This window comes from Microbacterium sp. NPDC089987 (assembly GCF_044748505.1).
Taxonomy (GTDB): Bacteria; Actinomycetota; Actinomycetes; order Actinomycetales; family Microbacteriaceae; genus Microbacterium.
In genome coordinates, this window is the sequence record NZ_JBIVGE010000001.1 from 1,518,426 (window position 1) to 1,538,272 (window position 19,847).

20 protein-coding genes are annotated in these 19,847 nt (G+C 68.2%); 7 read left to right on the forward strand and 13 right to left on the reverse strand.

Annotated elements, in window-relative coordinates:
- Positions 1 to 2: 2 nt before the first annotated feature.
- From ACIPV2_RS07170 to ACIPV2_RS07195, 6 genes are all read right to left on the reverse strand, one after another.
- A complete protein-coding gene (locus ACIPV2_RS07170; RefSeq protein WP_400839701.1) occupies positions 3 to 584 on the reverse strand; it encodes a hypothetical protein in 582 nt (193 codons plus the stop codon).
- Positions 581 to 1,801: a DUF58 domain-containing protein gene (locus ACIPV2_RS07175; protein ID WP_400839703.1), complete on the reverse strand. Its 1,221-nt coding sequence runs from the start codon at positions 1,799 to 1,801 to the stop codon at positions 581 to 583. Before ACIPV2_RS07175 ends, ACIPV2_RS07170 begins: the two co-directional genes overlap by 4 nt.
- A 61-nt stretch (positions 1,802 to 1,862) precedes the next feature.
- Positions 1,863 to 2,828, reverse strand: coding sequence for an AAA family ATPase (locus tag ACIPV2_RS07180; protein WP_400839705.1), 966 nt, complete (start codon positions 2,826 to 2,828; stop codon positions 1,863 to 1,865).
- Positions 2,825 to 3,376, reverse strand: coding sequence for a hypothetical protein (locus ACIPV2_RS07185; protein ID WP_400839707.1), 552 nt, complete (start codon positions 3,374 to 3,376; stop codon positions 2,825 to 2,827). Before ACIPV2_RS07185 ends, ACIPV2_RS07180 begins: the two co-directional genes overlap by 4 nt.
- Entirely contained in the window at positions 3,373 to 4,110 is a 738-nt protein-coding gene (locus ACIPV2_RS07190; protein ID WP_400839709.1) for a DUF4129 domain-containing protein, read from the reverse strand. Before ACIPV2_RS07190 ends, ACIPV2_RS07185 begins: the two co-directional genes overlap by 4 nt.
- A gap of 54 nt (positions 4,111 to 4,164) precedes the next feature.
- On the reverse strand, positions 4,165 to 4,608 hold the full coding sequence (locus tag ACIPV2_RS07195) for a MarR family winged helix-turn-helix transcriptional regulator (protein ID WP_400839711.1): 444 nt from the start codon (positions 4,606 to 4,608) through the stop codon (positions 4,165 to 4,167).
- Between the two features lie 42 nt (positions 4,609 to 4,650).
- On the opposite strand from ACIPV2_RS07195, the gene ACIPV2_RS07200 reads away from it, so the two are divergent.
- Positions 4,651 to 4,893 carry a hypothetical protein gene (locus ACIPV2_RS07200; protein ID WP_400839713.1) on the forward strand — a complete coding sequence of 81 codons (243 nt, stop codon included), beginning with the start codon at positions 4,651 to 4,653 and terminating at the stop codon, positions 4,891 to 4,893.
- A gap of 30 nt (positions 4,894 to 4,923) precedes the next feature.
- Here the strand turns inward: ACIPV2_RS07200 and uvrB are convergent, their stop codons facing one another.
- The 3 genes from uvrB to rpsA all read right to left on the reverse strand — a co-directional run bounded on the left by uvrB (position 4,924) and on the right by rpsA (position 9,199).
- On the reverse strand, positions 4,924 to 6,990 hold the full coding sequence (gene uvrB / locus ACIPV2_RS07205; protein WP_400839715.1) for an excinuclease ABC subunit UvrB: 2,067 nt from the start codon (positions 6,988 to 6,990) through the stop codon (positions 4,924 to 4,926).
- A gap of 58 nt (positions 6,991 to 7,048) precedes the next feature.
- The gene (coaE, locus tag ACIPV2_RS07210; protein WP_400839717.1) at positions 7,049 to 7,651 is read right to left on the reverse strand and encodes a dephospho-CoA kinase; all 603 of its coding nucleotides are present in this window, start codon (positions 7,649 to 7,651) and stop codon (positions 7,049 to 7,051) included.
- A gap of 93 nt (positions 7,652 to 7,744) precedes the next feature.
- Positions 7,745 to 9,199: a 30S ribosomal protein S1 gene (rpsA, locus tag ACIPV2_RS07215; protein WP_101186853.1), complete on the reverse strand. Its 1,455-nt coding sequence runs from the start codon at positions 9,197 to 9,199 to the stop codon at positions 7,745 to 7,747.
- Between the two features lie 187 nt (positions 9,200 to 9,386).
- Between rpsA and ACIPV2_RS07220 the strand changes: the two genes are divergently transcribed.
- The gene (locus ACIPV2_RS07220; protein ID WP_400839719.1) at positions 9,387 to 10,319 is read left to right on the forward strand and encodes a 5'-3' exonuclease H3TH domain-containing protein; all 933 of its coding nucleotides are present in this window, start codon (positions 9,387 to 9,389) and stop codon (positions 10,317 to 10,319) included.
- Here ACIPV2_RS07220 and ACIPV2_RS07225 read toward each other — a convergent pair whose 3' ends face one another.
- Both ACIPV2_RS07225 and trpD read right to left on the reverse strand, forming a co-directional pair.
- The gene (locus ACIPV2_RS07225) at positions 10,320 to 11,309 is read right to left on the reverse strand and encodes a PHP domain-containing protein (RefSeq protein WP_400839721.1); all 990 of its coding nucleotides are present in this window, start codon (positions 11,307 to 11,309) and stop codon (positions 10,320 to 10,322) included.
- A 17-nt stretch (positions 11,310 to 11,326) separates the two neighbouring features.
- Complete coding sequence (trpD, locus tag ACIPV2_RS07230; protein ID WP_400839723.1) at positions 11,327 to 12,391, reverse strand: anthranilate phosphoribosyltransferase; 1,065 nt, start codon at positions 12,389 to 12,391, stop codon at positions 11,327 to 11,329.
- 286 nt (positions 12,392 to 12,677) lie between these two features.
- On the opposite strand from trpD, the gene ACIPV2_RS07235 reads away from it, so the two are divergent.
- The 5 genes from ACIPV2_RS07235 (at position 12,678) to ACIPV2_RS07255 (ending at position 17,593) form a co-directional block, all read left to right on the forward strand.
- Complete coding sequence (locus ACIPV2_RS07235) at positions 12,678 to 13,235, forward strand: heme-copper oxidase subunit III (RefSeq protein ID WP_400839955.1); 558 nt, start codon at positions 12,678 to 12,680, stop codon at positions 13,233 to 13,235.
- A gap of 20 nt (positions 13,236 to 13,255) precedes the next feature.
- Positions 13,256 to 14,089 carry a cytochrome c gene (locus ACIPV2_RS07240; RefSeq protein ID WP_101186858.1) on the forward strand — a complete coding sequence of 278 codons (834 nt, stop codon included), beginning with the start codon at positions 13,256 to 13,258 and terminating at the stop codon, positions 14,087 to 14,089.
- Positions 14,090 to 14,125: 36 nt separating this feature from the next.
- Entirely contained in the window at positions 14,126 to 15,205 is a 1,080-nt protein-coding gene (locus ACIPV2_RS07245) for a ubiquinol-cytochrome c reductase iron-sulfur subunit (RefSeq protein ID WP_101186859.1), read from the forward strand.
- The gene (locus ACIPV2_RS07250) at positions 15,202 to 17,010 is read left to right on the forward strand and encodes a cytochrome bc complex cytochrome b subunit (RefSeq protein ID WP_400839726.1); all 1,809 of its coding nucleotides are present in this window, start codon (positions 15,202 to 15,204) and stop codon (positions 17,008 to 17,010) included. Before ACIPV2_RS07245 ends, ACIPV2_RS07250 begins: the two co-directional genes overlap by 4 nt.
- Before the next feature lie 163 nt (positions 17,011 to 17,173).
- Positions 17,174 to 17,593, forward strand: a complete 420-nt coding sequence (locus ACIPV2_RS07255; protein ID WP_400839728.1) for a rhodanese-like domain-containing protein — start codon at positions 17,174 to 17,176, stop codon at positions 17,591 to 17,593.
- 100 nt (positions 17,594 to 17,693) lie between these two features.
- Here the strand turns inward: ACIPV2_RS07255 and ACIPV2_RS07260 are convergent, their stop codons facing one another.
- Entirely contained in the window at positions 17,694 to 18,116 is a 423-nt protein-coding gene (locus tag ACIPV2_RS07260; RefSeq protein ID WP_400839730.1) for a cytochrome c oxidase subunit 4, read from the reverse strand.
- Positions 18,117 to 18,119: 3 nt separating this feature from the next.
- Positions 18,120 to 19,844 carry a cytochrome c oxidase subunit I gene (gene ctaD / locus ACIPV2_RS07265; RefSeq protein ID WP_101186863.1) on the reverse strand — a complete coding sequence of 575 codons (1,725 nt, stop codon included), beginning with the start codon at positions 19,842 to 19,844 and terminating at the stop codon, positions 18,120 to 18,122.
- Positions 19,845 to 19,847: the final 3 nt, after the last annotated feature.

Below are 19,847 nucleotides of genomic sequence, written 5' to 3' on the forward strand. Positions count from 1 at the left end.
GTTCAAGTGTAGGAGCGGCCACCGACACTGGGCTCCGCGTCAGCCGAGGGCGAACGCCCGGCGCCAGGGGCGAAGGCGGTGAGGCGGCTCCGAACGAGCATCCCCAGCATCCAGAGCGCCAGTGTCAGCGCGGCGACCGCGCCCGCGATCACGGCGACAGGAAGTGCGCCGGCCGACGGGATGAGCAGGCCCGCGTGCAGCGTGATCTGCCCCGCCGTCTGCATCGCCGCGAAGCGGAGCGCGGTGGGCCGCAGCGCGCGGAGCGATACACGCGCCGTCGCAGGCACGACCAGCGACAGCGACCCGAGGACGTGCAGCGCATGCACTGCCGCGACGACGATCGTGGCCCGCGCTCCGTCCGGGCTGTCCAGGAGCAGCACGATGAGCAGGACGCCCGCCGCCAGCCAGGTGCCGCCCTGGCTCGGCAGCAGCGCCCCGAACAACGCCAGCGCGGCGGCGATGCCGAGCCACACCGGCGGTGCCCCGATCGCCATCGCGGCCGCCGCCACCACGAGAGCGGTCAGCACGCGCAGCACGGCGCCCGACACGCTGGCGCCGATTCTCAGCGTCTCGTCCCTTCTCATCGCGACGCTCCGCCGGCGCGCATGCGCACCCTGGACAGTGCTGCCCATCCCGTGCTGTGCTCGGCGTCCCACCGGACGACCTCCACACCCGACTCCTCCAGTCGGCGCAGCATGTCCTGACGCTCGGCGAGCAGCACCTGCAGCGCGAGCTCGCGCTGCAGGTTGAGTCGATGCAGATCGAGTTCGGGAAGCACGTCCACGGCGACGACGCGGTGTCCGACGGCACGCCAGCGCAGCGCGATCTCAGCGGCCGCTCCGTCGAAGAACACGGAGAGCACGTGGATGATCGACCCGTGCGGCACGGGAGGAGTGCGGCGGAACCTCGAGTCGTCGCCTGCCCGACCGCTCGAGGCGATCGCGCTGAGCACCCGCGCCAGATGTCTGCTGCCTCCACCGCTGCGAACGGTCCGTCCGTCGATGGCGAGAGTGTGGAACGCGATGCGATCGCCCTGCGCGACGGTCGCCTCCGCGATGGCTCTCGCGGCGCTCCGGGCGTGGTCGAGCGAGGTGACCCCGCTGCGCCGGAGGTCCGTCGTGCCCCAGGTCGAGACCACTGATCCGAAGTCATCGGCCGTGTCCATCACGATCACGGCGGACGCGTCGCTGAGCGCGTTCGTCCGGCGGATCAGCAGCTCCCCGGGACGGCGGGCGGCTCGCGCGGTCGCCTTCCAGTCGACGCGGCGCAGTTCGTCGCCCGGCGCGAACGGATGGATGTCGCGGAAGTCGCCGCCCTGACCTGGCTTCACTCCCTCGTGAGACCCGTGCAGGCCGGTGAGGCGGGGAGCGACCGGCATCCGCGTCAGCCGCGGAGCGACGGCCGGCACCGCATGCACGACCGCGACGCTCGCCGAGGGCGGGCCGAGCCGGCCACCGTCGGCCGCGAGCGCACGCGCCGCCGCCTCCACCGACCGCAGCGGACCGGAATGCAGCGCACGGCTGGATGCCCGGAGCCGCGCACCTCCGGCGACGAACACGCGTCGCCGGCGCCGATCGGACTGGACGACAGACACCTCGACGATCTCCGCTGCGCGGCCGACCCGGATGTCATCGTGCACCCAGCCAGGCTCACCAGAGGTGCGCTTGTCGATCTCCACGTCCACGGCGGATGCGTCGACGCTGAAGGCGTGCGCGACCCACAGCGCCAGCGGCAGACCGACGGCGATCACGTCGACCCGGCCGAACAGAAGACCCGCTACCGCCGCCGTCACTGCGCCCACGGCGCCTACCAGCACCGCCGGGCTGAGCCGTGATGAAGAAGTGGCCGAGACCGTCATCCGCTCAGGTCCTGGCCGCAGAGATGCTGGGCGGCACGGCGACGCCGGCGACGACCGAACGCACGACGTCTGCGGGATCCACGCCCTGAGCCCAGGCCTGCGGCGTCAGGGTCAGCCGGTGCGCGAGCACGGGCACCGCGACCCGCTTGATGTCGTCGGGGCGCACGAAGTCCCGCCCGTCGAGCGCGGCCAGAGCACGACCGATGAGAAGCAGCGCCTGCGAACCGCGCGGCGAGGCGCCGACTGCGACGTGCTGCGCGCGACGCGTCGCAGCGGCGAGCGCGACGCAGTACGCCGCGATGTCGGGGTCGACGTGGATCCGCTCGACGGCCTGCTGCACCTCCGCGAGCCCGCCGGGCTCGAGCACGGCCGGGACGTCGGCCGCCTCCTGGCGGCGACGCACACGGGAGAGGAGGATCTCGGCCTCACCCTCCGGATCGGGATACCCGACCGCGAGACGCACCATGAATCGGTCCAGCTGGGCCTCCGGCAGTGCGTAGGTTCCCTCGTACTCGATGGGGTTGGCCGTGGCGATCACGTGGAAGGGCGTGCCCAGCGAGAAGCTGTTGCCCTCCACCGTCACCTGACGCTCCGCCATCGCCTCGAGCATCGCGGATTGCGTCTTCGGCGTGGTGCGGTTGATCTCGTCGGCGAGCAGCAGCCCCGTGAAGATCGGCCCGCGGCGGAACACGAACTCCCCCGTGTCGGGAGCATAGACGTATGACCCCGTGACATCGCCCGGCAGCAAGTCGGGCGTGCACTGCAGGCGCCGGAACGAGAGCCCGAGAGCCGATGCCAGGCTGCGCGCCGCGACGGTCTTGCCGAGCCCGGGCACGTCTTCGAAGAGCACGTGCCCGCCCGCGAGGATCGTGGCGAGAGCGAACTCGAGCGGCCCTTCCATGCCCACCACGACCGTGCCGACCGCAGCGCGGATGCGTCGGCCGGTCTCGGCGATGTCGTCGAAGTTCATCGGGTCCTCTTTCCCTGTGATGGTGACGGATCCGCGAGTGCCGGCTGATCCGCGAGTGCGGAGTGCGCGATCCGCTGCGGGCGCAGCATGGCGAGCTGCTCGACCCGCTCGGCGGCCTCCAGCCCCGCGCGGATGTCACCCACCGTCGTGCGCCGCCCGTTCAGGCGCTGCCACAGCCCGGGGCCGAGATGCCGGTCGATGGCGGCGGTCTGCGCATCGTCTTCCGCGTCGACGCCCAGCCGTCCGAGGCGACGAGCGAGCGTCGCCCGCACTCGGCGAGTGACCGCCTCGTTCACCGTGTCGGTCCGCGGGTTGATCGCCCAGGCCAGTCGGGAGACCTCCGATCCGACGTAGCGCGGATCCGGCGCTCGCCCTGGCGCATCGAAGCGGGGATCGTCCGGCATCCGGATGCCGATCAGCAGCGTGACCGTCGCTGCGGCGATCGCCCATCCCCACGCGAAGACGCTCTGCACTCCGAGCACATGGAGCACGCCGGCTGCGAGGCCGCCGATCACCATGGGGAGCACCGCCCGTCGAGCTGCTCTCATCGCCACCCACGCTCGATCTCGGCGAGGGTGCGGGCTGCGTCGTCGCGCATGGCCTCCGTCGGCTGGTGTCCCCCGAATCGAACCTGCTCGTACAGGTTCAGCAGGTTCCGTGCCGGATCATCGATTCCGGGGCGGGCGAGGAGGATCCGCAGAGTGAACTCGGCGGGAGTCTCGGCCGGGCCGCGGCCGGCGCCGGCATCGGACGCCGTCTCCTCGAGACCGAGCCATGCCGCGATGATCGCGTCGCCCGGATCCCGTCGCTCGGTCACGACCGACAGGGCGGCGGCGATGCCGCGCAGCACGGTCGGTGCGTCCACTGTCTCCTCCTGGGCGGGTTCGATCGCCGCCTCGACTGCTGTCTCCGCCGGATCCGGCAGCGCGCGCAGCCGCTGGCGGAGCGCGCCGATGAGCGCCCTGGCCAGACGAATCAGCACGATGATCAGCACGGCTGCGACGAACACGAGCAGCGCGATCCCGATGATGATGATGACCGGATTCGGCTCCGATGGCTCGGCCGGTGGCGGGGACGGGGCAGGTGTCAGCGTCTGCAGCGCGCTCGGCGCTTCCGGCCGAGCGAAGTCGAAGATGCCTCCGGTCACCACGGGGCGTCCCGCCAGAGCCGTCGCGGCGATGACGACGAGGAACAGTCCGAGCGCTCCCGCCTGCAGCAGCAGCGATCCAGCGGGTGCCCGCGGTGGCGCCGATCGTCGACCCCGTTCCGCGCTGACCGTCATGTCAGTCAGCCTAGGTGCTCGCCGCCGCCGGTGCGGAGGCGTGCGGAGTGCCGCTCAGCGATCCGCCGTCGTGCGCCCCGCGAACGGCGTCAGCGCCTCCCGGAGCGAGGCGACTTCGTCTATGCCGGTGCCGACAGCGGCCATGACGGCGCGGGGAACGTCGACCGCTCTGGTTCGCAGCGCGCGGCCGGCGTCGGTGAGGGTGATGTCCAGACGCCGCTCGTCTGCGGTGCTGCGCGCCCGTTCCACGAGGCCGTCCTTCTCGAGACGCTTGACCAGGGGCGAGGCGCTGGCCGGTTCGAGGGCGAGCTCTGCGGACAGGTCGGTGAGGGAGCGCGGCGAGCGCTCCCACAGGGCGAGCATCACGAGGTACTGCGGGTGCGTCAGCCCGAGCGGCTCGAGGATGGGCCGGTAGACGGCGACGACGTTGCGCGCCGCGGTGACCATGGCGAAGCAGAGCTGGTTCTCGAGCCGCAGCAGATCGTCGTCGGTGGTCATGTCTCCGATTGTACGCACAGAGATGTTTAGTACACTAATGGTATGGCCAAGGACTCCGATCATGTTCCGCTGCGCACCCGCATCCGCGAGGCGGGCGGACTCTACGCCTGGTTCAACACGAATCTGATCCGCCTGGCAGGACCCGCCTCGGTCGGTCCGTACGAGCCGACGCTTCCGCCGAGCGCCGCGGAGCGGGCTGAGCGCGCATGCCCGCTGTGCGGCGCGCCGATGAACCAGCACAGCATCGACCGCAGTGGCCCGAAGCCGCTGATGCACTGCCCCTGACGCCGCTCCCCGTGCCGTGCCGTGCGGTGCTCAGGCGTGCCCGGCTCGCTCCATCGCCCGCAGCTCTTTCTTCAGGTCCTGAACCTCGTCGCGCAGGCGGGCGGCGAGCTCGAACTTGAGCTCGCTCGCGGCGGCCAGCATCTGGTCGGACAGATCTGCGATCGTCTCCTCGAGCTGCGTTGCGCCCTCCGCCGCGATGCCCGTGCGAAGCATCGGCGTCGGAGACTTGCCCTTGCCGCTCTTGTTGCGCGCCGACCGCATCGCCGCGGTGTCGGCCGCCTCGCGGGCGAGCACCTCGGTGATATCCGCGATCCGCTTGCGCAGCGGCTGCGGATCGATCCCGTTCTCCTTGTTGTACGCGATCTGCTTCTCGCGACGACGCTCGGTCTCCTCGATGGCCTTCGCCATCGAGTCGGTCATGCGATCGGCGTACATGTGCACCTCGCCCGAGACGTTTCGCGCCGCACGGCCGATCGTCTGGATGAGCGACGTTCCGGAGCGCAGGAAGCCCTCCTTGTCGGCGTCGAGGATGGCGACCAGCGACACCTCGGGAAGGTCGAGTCCCTCACGCAGCAGGTTGATGCCGACCAGTACGTCGTAGACCCCGGCGCGCAGCTCGCTGAGCAGCTCGACACGGCGCAGCGTGTCGACGTCGGAATGCAGGTATCGCACGCGCACGCCGTGCTCGCCGAGGAAGTCCGTGAGCTCTTCGGCCATCTTCTTGGTGAGCGTCGTCACGAGCACCCGCTCGTCGCGGGCGACGCGCAGACGGATCTCCTCGAGGAGGTCGTCGATCTGACCCTTCGACGGCTTCACGATGATCTGCGGGTCCACGAGGCCGGTGGGACGGATGATCTGCTCGACCACGCCGTCGGCGATGCCCATCTCGTACTTGCCCGGGGTCGCCGAGAGGTACACCGTCTGACCGATGCGGTTCTTGAACTCGTCCCACCGCAGCGGTCGGTTGTCCATCGCACTGGGCAGCCGGAAGCCGTGCTCGACGAGCGTGCGCTTGCGCGACGCGTCACCCTCGTACATCGCGCCGATCTGCGGCACCGTGACGTGCGACTCGTCGATGACGAGCAGGAAGTCGTCGGGGAAGAAGTCAAGCAGGGTGTGCGGCGGATCGCCGGGGGCACGCCCGTCCATGTGCCGCGAGTAGTTCTCGATGCCCGAGCAGAAGCCGAGCTGCTGCAGCATCTCGATGTCGAAGGTGGTGCGCATGCGCAGCCGCTGCGCCTCGAGCAGCTTGCCCTGACGCTCGAACTCGGCCAGCCGCTGCTCGAGCTCGTGCTCGATGGTGCCGATCGCCCGCTGCACGACATCGGTGCCCGCGACGTAGTGCGACGCGGGGAAGATGGGCACGGAGTCGAGCTTGGCGATGACCTCGCCGGTGAGGGGATGCAGCGAGTACAGCGCTTCGATCTCGTCGCCGAACAGCTCGATCCGGATCGCGTGCTCTTCGTATACGGGGATGATCTCGATCGTGTCGCCGCGCACCCGGAAGTTGCCGCGCGAGAAGTCGACGTCATTGCGGTTGTACTGCATCGCGATGAACTGGCGGATCAGCGCGTCGCGGTCGTAGCGCTCCCCCACCTGCAGCGCGACCATGGCGCGCAGATACTCCTCCGGGGCGCCGAGGCCGTAGATGCACGACACGGTCGAGACGACCACGACGTCACGTCGGCTGAGCAGCGAGTTCGTCGTCGAGTGACGCAGCCGCTCGACCTCGGCGTTGACCGAGGAGTCCTTCTCGATGAAGGTGTCGGTCTGCGGCACGTAGGCCTCGGGCTGGTAGTAGTCGTAGTACGAGACGAAGTACTCGATCGCGTTGTTCGGCATGAGCTCGCGGAACTCGTTCGCCAGCTGCGCGGCCAGCGTCTTGTTGTGCGCCATGACCAGGGTCGGCCGCTGCACCTGCTCGATCAGCCAGGCGGTCGTCGCCGACTTTCCGGTGCCCGTCGCACCGAGCAGCACGACATCGGTCTCACCGGCGTTGATGCGTGCAGCGAGGTCGGCGATGGCCTGCGGCTGGTCGCCGGCCGGCATGTACTCGCTGACGACCTCGAAGGGGCGAACGCTGCGCGTGGGTTGCATCCCACCAGCCTACGAGCAGCCTCCGACACCGGGCTCGGGGACCGGGCTCAGCACGGGATCAGGTCGACGCCGTCAGCGAACGCCACAGCCCGTCGACCTGCTCCAGAGTGCGCTCTATGGTCCCCGACGTGTCGATGACCACGTCGGCGATCGCACGACGCTCCTCATCCGAGACCTGCGCGCCGATGCGGCGCCTGGCATCCTCCTCCGTCATGCCACGCAGCTGCATCATGCGCTGCACGCGCGCGTCGGCCGGGGCATCCGCCACGACGATGAGGTCCCACGGGTCGTCGACCCGCGCCTCGACCAGCAGCGGCACGTCGTACACGACCACCGCCGCGCGATCGGCGGCGAAGGCGGCGTCGAAGCGCCGCTGAGACTCGGCACGCACCGCGGGATGCACGATCGCGTTCAGTCGCTGCAGCGCCCCGTCGTCACCGAACACCCGCGCACCCAGTGCCGCGCGATCCAGCGATCCGTCGGAGGCGATCACGTCCGCACCGAAGGCTGCCGCGATGGCGTCGAGCACCGGGCTGCCCGGCCGCTGCACCTCGCGGACGATCGCGTCGGCATCGATCACCGTGGCGCCGTGCTCGGCGAGACGTGCGGCGATGGTCGACTTGCCCGAGGCGATGCCTCCGGTGAGCGCGATGAGTGGCATCCGCCCATCCTGTCACGCCGCGTGCGCACCTGCCGGATACGCGGAACGGGCCGCCACCCGAAGGTGACGGCCCGTTCCTGACGTGATCGGTGATCAGCTGTTGCCGCCCGAGAGCTTCTCGCGCAGAGCGGCGAGAGCCTCGTCGTCGGCCAGCGTGCCGGCACCGGTCGAGTCGGTCGAGAACGACTGAGCGCCGAAGTCGTCGCCCGCAGCAGCCTCGGCCTCGGCGGCCTTGACGACCTGAGCCTTGTGCGCCTCCCAGCGGGTCTGCGCAGCGGCGTACTCCTGCTCCCAGGCCTCGCGCTGAGCGTCGAAGCCTTCCTTCCAGGCGCCGGTCTCGGCGTCGAAGCCCTCCGGGTACTTGTACTCGCCGTTCTCGTCGTACTCGGCGAGCATGCCGTACAGAGCCGGGTCGAACTCGGTGCCGTTGGGGTCGACCGACTCGTTGGCCTGCTTCAGCGACAGCGAGATGCGGCGACGCTCGAGGTCGATGTCGATGACCTTGACGAAGACCTCTTCGCCGACGGAGACGACCTGCTCAGCCAGCTCGACGTGCTTGCTGGAGAGCTCGGAGATGTGCACGAGGCCCTCGATGCCGTCTGCGACGCGCACGAACGCACCGAACGGAACGAGCTTGGTGACCTTGCCCGGTGCGATCTGGCCGATCGCGTGGGTGCGGGCGAAGACCTGCCACGGGTCCTCCTGGGTCGCCTTCAGCGACAGCGAGACGCGCTCGCGGTCCAGGTCCACCTCGAGGATCTCGACGGTGACCTCCTGGCCGACCTCGACGACCTCGGATGCGTGCTCGATGTGCTTCCACGACAGCTCGGAGACGTGCACGAGACCGTCCACGCCACCCAGGTCGACGAACGCACCGAAGTTGACGATCGACGAGACGACGCCCTTGCGGACCTGACCCTTGTGCAGGTTGTTCAGGAACGTGGTGCGCGACTCCGACTGGGTCTGCTCGAGCAGGGCGCGGCGGCTGAGCACCACGTTGTTGCGGTTCTTGTCGAGCTCGAGGATCTTCGCCTCGAGCTCCTGACCGAGGTAGGGGGTGAGGTCGCGGACACGGCGCAGCTCGATGAGCGACGCGGGCAGGAAGCCACGCAGGCCGATGTCGACGATGAGGCCACCCTTGACGACCTCGATGACGGTGCCGGTGACGACCCCGTCGTTCTCCTTGATCTTCTCGACGTCGCCCCAGGCGCGCTCGTACTGGGCGCGCTTCTTGGAGAGGATCAGACGGCCTTCCTTGTCCTCCTTCTGGAGAACGAGGGCCTCGACCTGGTCGCCGACGGCGACGACCTCGTTGGGGTCGACGTCGTGCTTGATGGAGAGCTCGCGCGAGGGGATGACACCCTCGGTCTTGTAGCCCACGTCGAGCAGAACCTCATCGCGGTCGATCTTGACGATCGTCCCCTCGATGATGTCGCCGTCGTTGAAGAACTTCAGGGTCTTCTCGACCGCGGCCAGGAAGTCCTCAGCAGAGCCGATGTCGTTGATCGCGACCTGCTTGGTGGCCGGGGCGGTCGTTGCGCTAGTCATGTAGTGGGTAGTCCTTGTGAATGGATGATCGGGCTCAGAGGGCCGACGCGCACGTCGGGATGAATCCTCGAAGCGGTTGGATGTGGAATGCGATGCCACGAGGGCAGGCACAGGCCTGCCACGAATGACACTTCAGATTATCAGATCCGTCGGCGGCCCGCTCCCCCTCTCCTTCTAAGCTGAAGCGGTGACCGAACGACTGATGCTGCTCGATACCGCCAGCCTGTACTTCCGGGCCTTCTTCGGGGTGCCGGACAAGGTGAAGGCCCCGGACGGATCGTCGGTGAACGCCGCCCGCGGGCTGCTCGACATCATCGCGAAGCTCGTCACCCTGTATCAGCCGTCGCAGCTCGTCGCGTGCTGGGACGACGACTGGCGTCCGCAGTGGCGCGTCGATCTGATCCCGAGCTACAAGGCGCATCGCGTGGTCGAGGAAGTGGCCTCGACTCCCGACGTCGAGGAGGTTCCGGATGCCCTGGAGCAGCAGATCCCGCTGATCCGCGAGGCGCTCGGCGTTCTGGGCATCCCGATCGTCGGAGTCGCCGAGCACGAGGCGGACGACGTCATCGGCACCCTCGCCACTCGTGCGACTCTGCCCGTCGACATCGTCACCGGCGACCGCGACCTCTTCCAGCTCGTCGACGACAGCCGGGACGTGCGCGTCATCTACACAGCGCGCGGCATGAGCAACCTGGAGGTCGTGACCGATGAGACGGTCGTCGCCAAGTACGGCGTGCTCCCCTCGCAGTACGCCGACTTCGCCACGATGCGCGGCGATGCGTCCGACGGCCTGCCCGGAGTGAAGGGCGTCGGCGAGAAGACCGCGGCGACCCTGCTGCGCTCGTATGGCGATCTCGCCGGCATCCGTGAGGCCGCGGCAGCTGGAGAGCTCACGGCGACGGCCGCGACACGGTTCTCGGAAGCCTCCGACTACCTCGATGTGGCCCCGACCGTGGTGAAGGTCGCGACCGACCTCGACATCTCCGTCCCCGGGCACGCGCTGGGAGCGCTGGACGACGCGGCACGGGATGCCGCCGAAGCCCTCGCCGAGAAGTGGAACCTGGGCACCTCGATGTCGCGGGCGCTCAGCGCTCTGGCATCCGCGGCGGAGGCGGACTGATCAGCCTCGCGCCCAGGCGCGCAGGCGATCGAGTCCCCACGTGGTGACGATGCGCTCCGCCGGCACCCCTGCCGCCTCGGCGCGCTCGGCTCCGTAGTCGAGCAGCGACAGCTGCCCCGGTGCGTGGGCGTCGGAGTCGATCGAGAACAGGCAGCCCTCGTCGAGGGCGATCGCGATCAGATCGTCGGGCGGGTCCTGTCGCTCGGGTCGCGAGTTGATCTCCACCGCGACGCCGTTCTCGGCGCACGCCGCGAACACCGCCCTGGCATCGAACTGCGACTGCGGGCGGGTGCCGCGCGACCCTTCGACGAGCCGACCGGTGCAGTGCCCGAGCACGTTGACGCGCGGATCGGCGACGGCGGCGAGCATCCGCCTCGTCATGGGCGCGGAATCCATTCGCAGCTTCGAGTGCACCGACGCGACGACGATGTCGAGCTCGTCGAGCATCTCGGGCGTCTGGTCGAGAGCGCCGTCCTCGAGGATGTCCACCTCGATGCCGGCGAGCACCGTGAGCCCCTCTCCCGACTGCGCCCGCACCAGCGGGATCTGCTCGCGCAGTCGCTCCTCCGACAGACCCCGGGCCACCTTCAGCCTGGGCGAATGGTCGGTGATGGCCAGATACTCATGGCCGAGTGCGCGTGCGGCGGCCACCATCGTCTCGATCGGAGTCGTCCCGTCGGACCAGTCGGTGTGGCTGTGCAGATCGCCCTTCAGTCGCGCGCGCAGCGCGGAGCGGCGCTCAGGCTCCACCTCCCCGCGGAGCTCGACGAGGTAGTCCGGCACCCGACCCTCCTGCGCCTGCCGGATGACGGCGAAGGTGGAATCGCCGATGCCCTTCTGCGCCTTGAGCCTGGTGGGGTCGTCGAGCACGTCCGCTGGCAGCGTCGCCACGACGGCGGCCGCCTGACGGAACGCCTTCGCGCGGTAGCGGGACGCCCGCTCGCGTTCCAGCAGCGAGGCGATCTCGAGGAGGGCTTCGGCGGCATCCATGGGTGAATCAGCTCCGCTCAGGCGGGCAGCGGCTCCCGCGTGACCTCGACCCACTGGTCGAGCTTGGCGGCGGCGCGTCCGTCGTCGATCACCGCGGCGGCGCGGGCGTACGCGTCGCGGAGCCGCTCGACCATAGGAACCTGCGTCAGGGTGGAATCGTGCGAGAGCTCGTACGCGACGATGCCGGCGGCGGCGTTCAGCAGCACGATGTCGCGCACGGCTCCTCTCTCGCCTCCGAGCGTGCGCCGCAGAACGGAGGCGTTGTGCTCCGGGGAGCCGCCGACGAGGTCATCGAGGTCGGCGAGCGGGATGCCCAGGTCGCGCGGGTCGAGATCGTGCTCGTGGATGTCTCCGCGCGTCACCTCCCAGATGCGGCTGTGTCCCGTGGTGGTGAGCTCGTCGAGTCCGTCGTCGCCGCGGAAGACGAGCGCGGTCGCACCCCGGGTGCGGAAGACTCCGGTGATCAGAGGCACGCGGTCGAGCTGGGCGACGCCGACAGCGTTCGCCTCGGCGCGCGCCGGATTGCAGAGCGGGCCGAGCATGTTGAAGACGGTCGGCACCGCCAGCTCGGATCTGGCGACTCCGGCGTGCTTGAAGCCGGGGTGGAAGGCGGCGGCCCACGCGAACGTGATGCCCGTTCGGTCGAGAGCCGCAGCGACGCGCTGCGGGTCGAGGGAGATGTCGAGGCCGAGCGCGGCGAGGACGTCGGAGGACCCGGAGGACGAGCTGGCGGCTCGGTTGCCGTGCTTGACGACGGGGATGCCGGATGCCCCGATGATGACGGCCGCGGTGGTCGAGATGTTCACGGTGCCGATGCGGTCGCCGCCCGTGCCCACGATGTCGAGCACGTCCGATGAGACGGGCAGCGGGACGGCCGCCTCCAGGATGGCGTCGCGGAACCCGACGATCTCGTCGATGGTCTCGCCCTTGGCGCGCAGCGCCACGAGGAAGCCCGCCAGCTGGGCATCCGTCACCTTCCCGCGCATGACCTGGCGCATCGCCCAGGTCGACTCCCACACGCTGAGATCACGACGGTCCAGCAGGGTGGAGAGAAGATCGGGCCAGGTGAGGGTGTCAACCATGACTGCGATCCTAATCGCGCGGCGGATGATGCCGATTCGAGATGACGGGCTTGTCCGGGCACCCTTCCCAGCGCTCAGCGTGGAAGGCAGCACATTCGCAGGCACTTCTTAGGTCTTCCTTAGTCGCAGGACAGCGAGACAGGCCACGTCGGTGGGAGAATCCCCGCTCAGAATCGGCCATAATGGTCAGGTGACCACCTCAGCGACGTATGCCCCGGCGGCAAGAACCATCAAGCGCCCCAATCCGGTCGCTGTCGGCACCATCGTGTGGCTCGGCAGCGAAGTCATGTTCTTCGCGGGACTCTTCGCGATCTACTTCACGCTGCGCAGCACCTCCCCCGAGCTCTGGGCCGATCGCACCGAGCTGCTCAACGTGGTGTACGCCTTCGTGAACACCGTCATCCTGGTGGCGTCGTCGTTCACCTGCCAGATGGGCGTGTTCGCCGCTGAGGACCTGCAGCCCTACCGCATCGACAAGGGCAGGGTGAACGCCTTCGGCCGTCGCCGGCTGTTCGGCTGGGGCATGGTCGAGTGGTTCTGGCTCACCTTCATCCTCGGCGCGATCTTCGTCAGCGGCCAGGTGTGGGAGTACGCCCAGCTCGTCGCCGAGGGGATGCCCATCCAGGCTGACTCCTACGCATCGGCCTTCTACCTGACCACCGGGTTCCACGCCCTGCACGTCACCGGCGGCCTCATCGCCTTCGTGCTGGTCATCGGCCGCGCATACGCGGTGAAGAACTTCGGCCACAAGGAGGCGACCTCCTCGATCGTCGTGTCCTACTACTGGCACTTCGTCGACGTCGTCTGGGTCGCCCTGTTCGCCGTCATCTACTTCCTGAAATAAGAGCGGAGCGATTTTCCGAAATGGCACGAGAGAAGAAGCACCGCTCCCGCGGTCGCCGCAGTCCCCTCGCCGCTGCCGCCCTGATCGGCGCCGGCCTGCTGCTCACCGGCGGCGTCTACGCCGGCGCTTCGGCTGCGATGGCATCCACCGCCGACGCGCAGACCAGCGCGGCAGCTGAGCTGACCGTCGAGGACGGTCAGAAGCTGTTCAGCGCCAACTGCGCGACCTGCCACGGCATGGACATGCAGGGCACGACCGAAGGACCGAGCCTCGTCGGCGTCGGCGAGCTCTCGGTCGAGTTCCAGGTGGCCACCGGTCGCATGCCGCTGCAGATGCAGGGACCGCAGGCACCGCAGAAGCCCGCGCAGTTCACCGACGCGCAGATCCGCGCGATGGCCGCGTACGTGCAGAGCGTCGCCCCCGGCCCGAGCTACCCCGAGAAGTGGGTGACCACGGGCGAGGAGAACCCCGACAGCGCGAGCGACGAGGTCGACATCGCACACGGAGCAGAGCTCTTCCGCATCAACTGCGCGATGTGCCACAACGTCGCCGCCGCCGGTGGCGCGCTGACCGAGGGCAAGTACGCCCCGGCTCTCACCTCGACCAGCCCGCTGCACATCTACGCGGCCATGGTCACCGGCCCGCAGAACATGCCCGTCTTCGGCGACATGAACCTGAGCACCGAGGACAAGCGGGACATCATCGCCGCCCTCGTCTACCAGCAGGAGGCCGTGCAGATCGGCGGCTTCGATCTGGGCGCGCTCGGTCCGGTCTCCGAGGGCCTGTTCATCTGGATCTTCGGCATCGGCGCCCTCGTCGCGCTCACCGTGTGGATCACGGCGAAGTCCAACTGACGCACTTTCATCGAAGAGTTACGTACGAGGAGCACCATGGCATACGACGACGACACGCAGGCTCTTGACAGGGCCTACCAGCCCTCGCGGGGGCTGGGCGTCGCAGTCAGCGATCCTGCGGAGAACCCGGGACTGCCGCCACACCGTGAGCGGATGACCGACAAGGATCCGCGCGCCGAGAAGGCAGCGGTCCGCACGGTCTACACCCTGTTCTACCTGTCGCTCGCCGGCAGCATCTGGGCGGTCGCCGCGTACATGCTGTTCCCGATCGAGAGCGGCATGGCGATCGACATCCGCCACAACAACATGTACATCGGCATCGGCATCGCTTTCGCGCTGCTGGCGCTCGGCATCGGTGCGATCCACTGGGCCAAGGCGCTCATGTCCGACAAGGAGTACATCGAGCACCGCCACCCGACCCGCGGCAAGGACCTCACCCGCGCCGGCGCCGTCGAGGCGTTCTCCGCCGCGAACGAGGACTCGGGGTTCGGCCGTCGCGCGATCATCCGCAACTCGCTGATCGCCGCGGTCGTGGCTTCGATCCTCCCCGGTCTCACGCTGTTCCGCGGTCTCGCGCCGCACAACAACTCGCACGGCAACCCCATCGCCGGCGACCCGGTGGCGCTGCTGAAGCACACCATGTGGGAGAAGGGCATGCGTCTGGCCCGCGACCCGGAGGGCACGCCCATCCGCGCCGCTGATGTCACCCTCGGCTCCGCATTCCACGTGATCCCCGAGCCCCTCGCCGAACTGGGGCACAGCGAGGGCTACATGGAGGAGAAGGCGAAGGCCATCGTCCTGCTGATGCGTCTGCGCCCCGAGCAGCTCACCGAGACCGAGGAGCGCAAGGACTGGTCGTATGACGGCATCGTCGCGTACTCGAAGGTCTGCACGCACGTCGGCTGCCCGGTGGCCCTGTACGAGCAGCAGACCCACCACCTGCTGTGCCCGTGTCACCAGTCGCAGTTCGACGTCACGGACCACGCCAAGGTCATCTTCGGCCCGGCAGCGCGCCCGCTGCCGCAGCTGCCCATCGCCGTCGACGATGAGGGCTATCTCATCGCGCAGCGCGACTTCACCGAACCCGTCGGCCCGAGCTTCTGGGAGCGTCATTGAGCACCGCAACTCTTAAAGAGGACACCAAGCAGAAGCCCCTGGGCGGACGCTTCATCGGCGCGACGGCGAACTACCTCGACGAGCGCACCAGCCTGTCCGGTCTCGTCAAGGAGCTCGGTCGCAAGATCTTCCCCGACCACTGGTCGTTCATGCTGGGTGAGATCGCGCTCTGGGCGTTCGTCGCCGTGTTCCTGTCCGGCACGTTCCTGACGTTCTTCTTCCAGGCCTCGATGGCACCCACGCACTACGCCGGCGCCTACGCGCCGCTGCGTGGCGTGGAGATGACCGCGGCGTTCGAGTCGGCGCTGCGCATCTCCTGGGACATCCGCGGCGGCCTGCTGGTCCGCCAGATCCACCACTGGGCCGCGCTCGTGTTCATCGCGGGCATCGGCATCCACATGCTGCGCGTGTTCTTCACCGGCGCGTTCCGCAAGCCCCGCGAGCTCAACTGGGTGATCGGCTTCGTGCTGTTCATCCTCGCTCTCGCCGAGGGCTTCACGGGCTACTCGCTCCCCGACGACCTGCTCTCGGGCAACGGTCTGCGCATCATCGACGGCATGATCAAGGGTCTGCCGCTGATCGGCACCTGGACCTCGTTCCTCATCTTCGGAGGCGAGTTCCCGGGCGATGACATCGTCGGTCGTCTGTACACGATGCACATCCTGCTGCTGCCGCTGCTGGTGATCGCTTTCATCGTGCTGCACCTGATGCTGATGGTGATCAACAAGCACACCCAGTTCGCCGGCCCCGGCCGCACGAACGACAACGTCGTCGGCTACCCGATGATGCCGGTGTACATGTCGAAGATGGGCGGCTTCTTCTTCATCGTCTTCGGCGTGATCGTGCTGATCGCCTCGTTCTTCCAGATCCTTCCGTTCTGGGACTACGGCCCCTATGACCCGTCCCCGATCTCGGCCGGTACGCAGCCCGACTGGTACATCGGCTTCGCCGACGGCGCCCTGCGTCTGGCTCCGCCGCACCTCGATGTGATGCTCGGCAACTTCACGCTGTCGCTCGGCATCGTGATCCCGGTGCTGATCCTCGGTCTGTTCATCGTCGTCGTGGCGATCTACCCCTTCCTCGAAGCGTGGATCACGGGCGACAAGCGCGAGCACCACATCGCCGACCGTCCCCGCAACGCCCCGACCCGCACCGCGATCGGCGTCGCCGGCATGATCTTCTACGCGGTGCTGTGGGCGGCGGCTTCGTCCGACCTCATGGCCACGCACTTCATGCTCACGATGGAGGGCGTCATCCACGCCCTGCAGGCGCTGCTGTTCGTCGGACCGATCCTCGGCTACTTCGTGACCAAGCGCATCTGCATCGCGCTGCAGAAGAAGGATCGCGAGATCGTGCTGCACGGCTACGAGTCGGGCCGTATCGTCCGCCTCCCCGGTGGCGAGTTCATCGAGGTGCACCAGCCGGTCGACGTGTACGACCGCTGGAAGCTCATCGACTACACCAGCTATGAGCCTCTCGTCGTGCGTCCGAATGCGAAGGGTCGCATCCCGTGGCACGAGAACCTGCGCAGCTCGATCTCGCGCTGGTTCTACGAGGACCGCCTGCAGCCCCTCACCCAGGCCGAGATCGCGGCCGCCGATGCGCACCAGCAGCACACGCTCGCGCACGACGCGGAGATCGAGGCGGCCGAGGTCGCCGGTGCTCACGAGCGTGCAGGTGTCACCTCGGACGACCAGATCGCCGCGGCCGACCCGCACGTCGGTGAGACGCCGAACACCCCGAGCTCGGTGATCGCCAAGGAGCCGGCCAAGCCGCGCAAGAAGAAGTCGGAGGACGGCGAGTAAGCCGCACTCCCCCACGACTGAGGGCCCGTCCGATTCGGACGGGCCCTCAGTCGTCTGCGTGGCCGTCACCGGCAAGGTCGCCTGTCGACGGCGAGAGGACGGAACCCCGTTCGGTTCGGTCATAGACGCCGGTGAGCCGCGTGACGCGGAGTACCCTGACACCATGATCGACCGACACGAGTTCTTCGCCGCCAAACTGCAGTACGAGACGGATGCCAGCGACGTGTACGCCGCGCAGAAGGCGGGGTCAGAGCTCGTCGTCGTCGACGTGCGCTCGGACGAGGCGTGGGCTCAGGGCCGCGTGCCAGGGGCCGTGCACATGCACTACAGCGAGATCGCCGAGCGCGCGCCGGTCGAGATCCCCTCAGATGCCTCCGTCTTCGTGTACTGCTGGAGCCCGGGCTGCAATGCCGGCGCCAAGGGTGCTCTGGAGTTCGCCGCGCTCGGCTACTCCGTACGCGAGATGATCGGAGGATTCGAGTACTGGGTGCGCGAGGGATATCCGGTCGAGGATCACGACGGCATCCACCGCCGCACCGTCGACCCGCTGACGGGCGTGCCCCGCATCCGCACCCGGTCCTGACGCGAGGGACACCACCGGGCCCGCGGTCTTTCACCATCGCGTCGCCAGACGACGAAGGCCCCCTGGACGTATCCAGGGGGCCTTCAGGTCTGTCGACGCGTCAGCGCGCGAAGTGTCCGCGGTAGTACTCGTACACCCAGCCGACGATCGCGACGAGGAAGATCGCCACGCCGACCGGCAGGAGGAAGTGACCGACCGCGAGGCCGAGCAGGAACACGGCGGCGGAGCCGGCGAGAACCAGCGGCCACCACGACCAGGGCGAGAACTCACCGAGCTCGGGGTCACCGTCATCGATGTCCGCAGTCAGGACGTCTTCGGGCAGTTCGCCACCCTGCGCCTTGTAGGTGCGCTGCAGGTAGATGGCGATCATGGCTCCCATGAATGCCACGAAGAGCAGGGCCACCGTGCCGACCCATTCCACGTACCCGTGGAAGGGATCGACGAGGTTCCAGACGGTGTAGATGGCGGACGCGAGGGTGAAGAAGACCGCGATGATCCACCAGAGGACGACATTGCTGCGCATGACCTACTTGACCTCTCCTGCTGCGACGCCCACCGGGTGCTCTGCGGCCTCGGGGTGGTTCAGGTCGAACGCCGGACGCTCACTGCGGATGCGCGGGATCGACGTGAAGTTGTGACGCGGGGGCGGGCAGGAGGTCGCCCACTCGAGCGATGCGCCGTAGCCCCACGGGTCGTCGACGGTGACCTTCGGAGCCTTGCGAGCGGTGATCCACACGTTGAGGAAGAAGGGCAGCATCGAGGCGCCGAGGATGATGGCACCGATCGTGGAGACCTGGTTGCCCCACTCCCAGTTGTCGTATGCGGAGTAGTCCGCGTAGCGGCGGGGCATGCCGTCGACGCCCAGCCAGTGCTGCACGAGGAACGTCATGTGGAAGCCGATGAACAGCATCCAGAAGTGGATGTAGCCCAGGCGCTCGTTGAGCATGCGACCGGTCCACTTCGGCCACCAGAAGTAGAAGCCCGCGAACATCGCGAACACCACGGTGCCGAACACCACATAGTGGAAGTGGGCGACGACGAAGTACGAGTCGCTCAGGTGGAAGTCCAGCGGCGGGGCCGCGAGGATCACACCTGTCAGACCGCCGAACACGAACGAGACGAGGAAGCCGAGGGCGAAGACCATCGGGGTCTCGAAGGTGATCGAGCCGCGCCACATGGTGCCGATCCAGTTGAAGATCTTCACACCCGTCGGGACCGCGATGAGCATCGTCATCAGGGCGAAGAACGGCAGCAGCACACCGCCGGTCACGTACATGTGGTGAGCCCACACGGCGACAGAGAGCGAGGCGATCGCGATGGTCGCGTACACCAGAGTCTTGTATCCGAAGATCGGCTTGCGGCTGAAGACCGGGAAGATCTCGGAGACGATGCCGAAGAACGGCAGCGCGATGATGTAGACCTCGGGGTGTCCGAAGAACCAGAACAGGTGCTGCCACAGCAGCACGCCGCCGTTCGCGACGTCGTAGATGTGCGAGCCGAGCACGCGGTCGGCGGCAGCGGCGAGGATCGCTGCGGCGAGCACGGGGAACGCCATCAGGATCAGCAGGCTGGTGATCAGCGTGTTCCACGAGAAGATCGGCATGCGCCACATGGTCATGCCAGGCGCACGCATCGTGATGATCGTCGTGATGAAGTTCACAGCGCCGAGGATGGTGCCGAAACCGGACATGCCGAGGCCGAGCATCCAGAGGTTTCCGCCCACACCGGGCGAGAACGACGAGTTGGCGAGCGGCTGGTAGGCGAACCATCCGAACGACGCCGCGCCCTGCGGGGTGAGGAAGCCGGCGATCGCCATCACCGAGCCGAACGTGAACAGCCAGAAGGCGAACGCGTTCAGCCGCGGGAACGCGACATCGGGCGCGCCGAGCTGCAGGGGCAGGATCGCGTTGGCGAAGCCGGCGAACAGCGGCGTCGCGAACATCAGCAGCATGATCGTGCCGTGCATCGTGAACAGCTGGTTGTACTGCTCCTTGGTGGGCACGATCTGCATGCCGGGCGAGAAGAGCTCGGCACGGATGATCAGCGCCATCACGCCGCCGAGGAGGAAGAACAGCACCGACGCGATCAGGTACATGTACCCGATCGTCTTGTGGTCGGTGGAGGTCATCCACTTGACGATGATGTTGCCCTTCTGCTCCACGCGGGAGGAGGTGAGCAGGGATGCCTGACGCGGCGGCAGCGTGGTCGGGCGGGCGCCCGGCGCTGTCGTGGGTTCAGCTGTGGTGGTCATGGC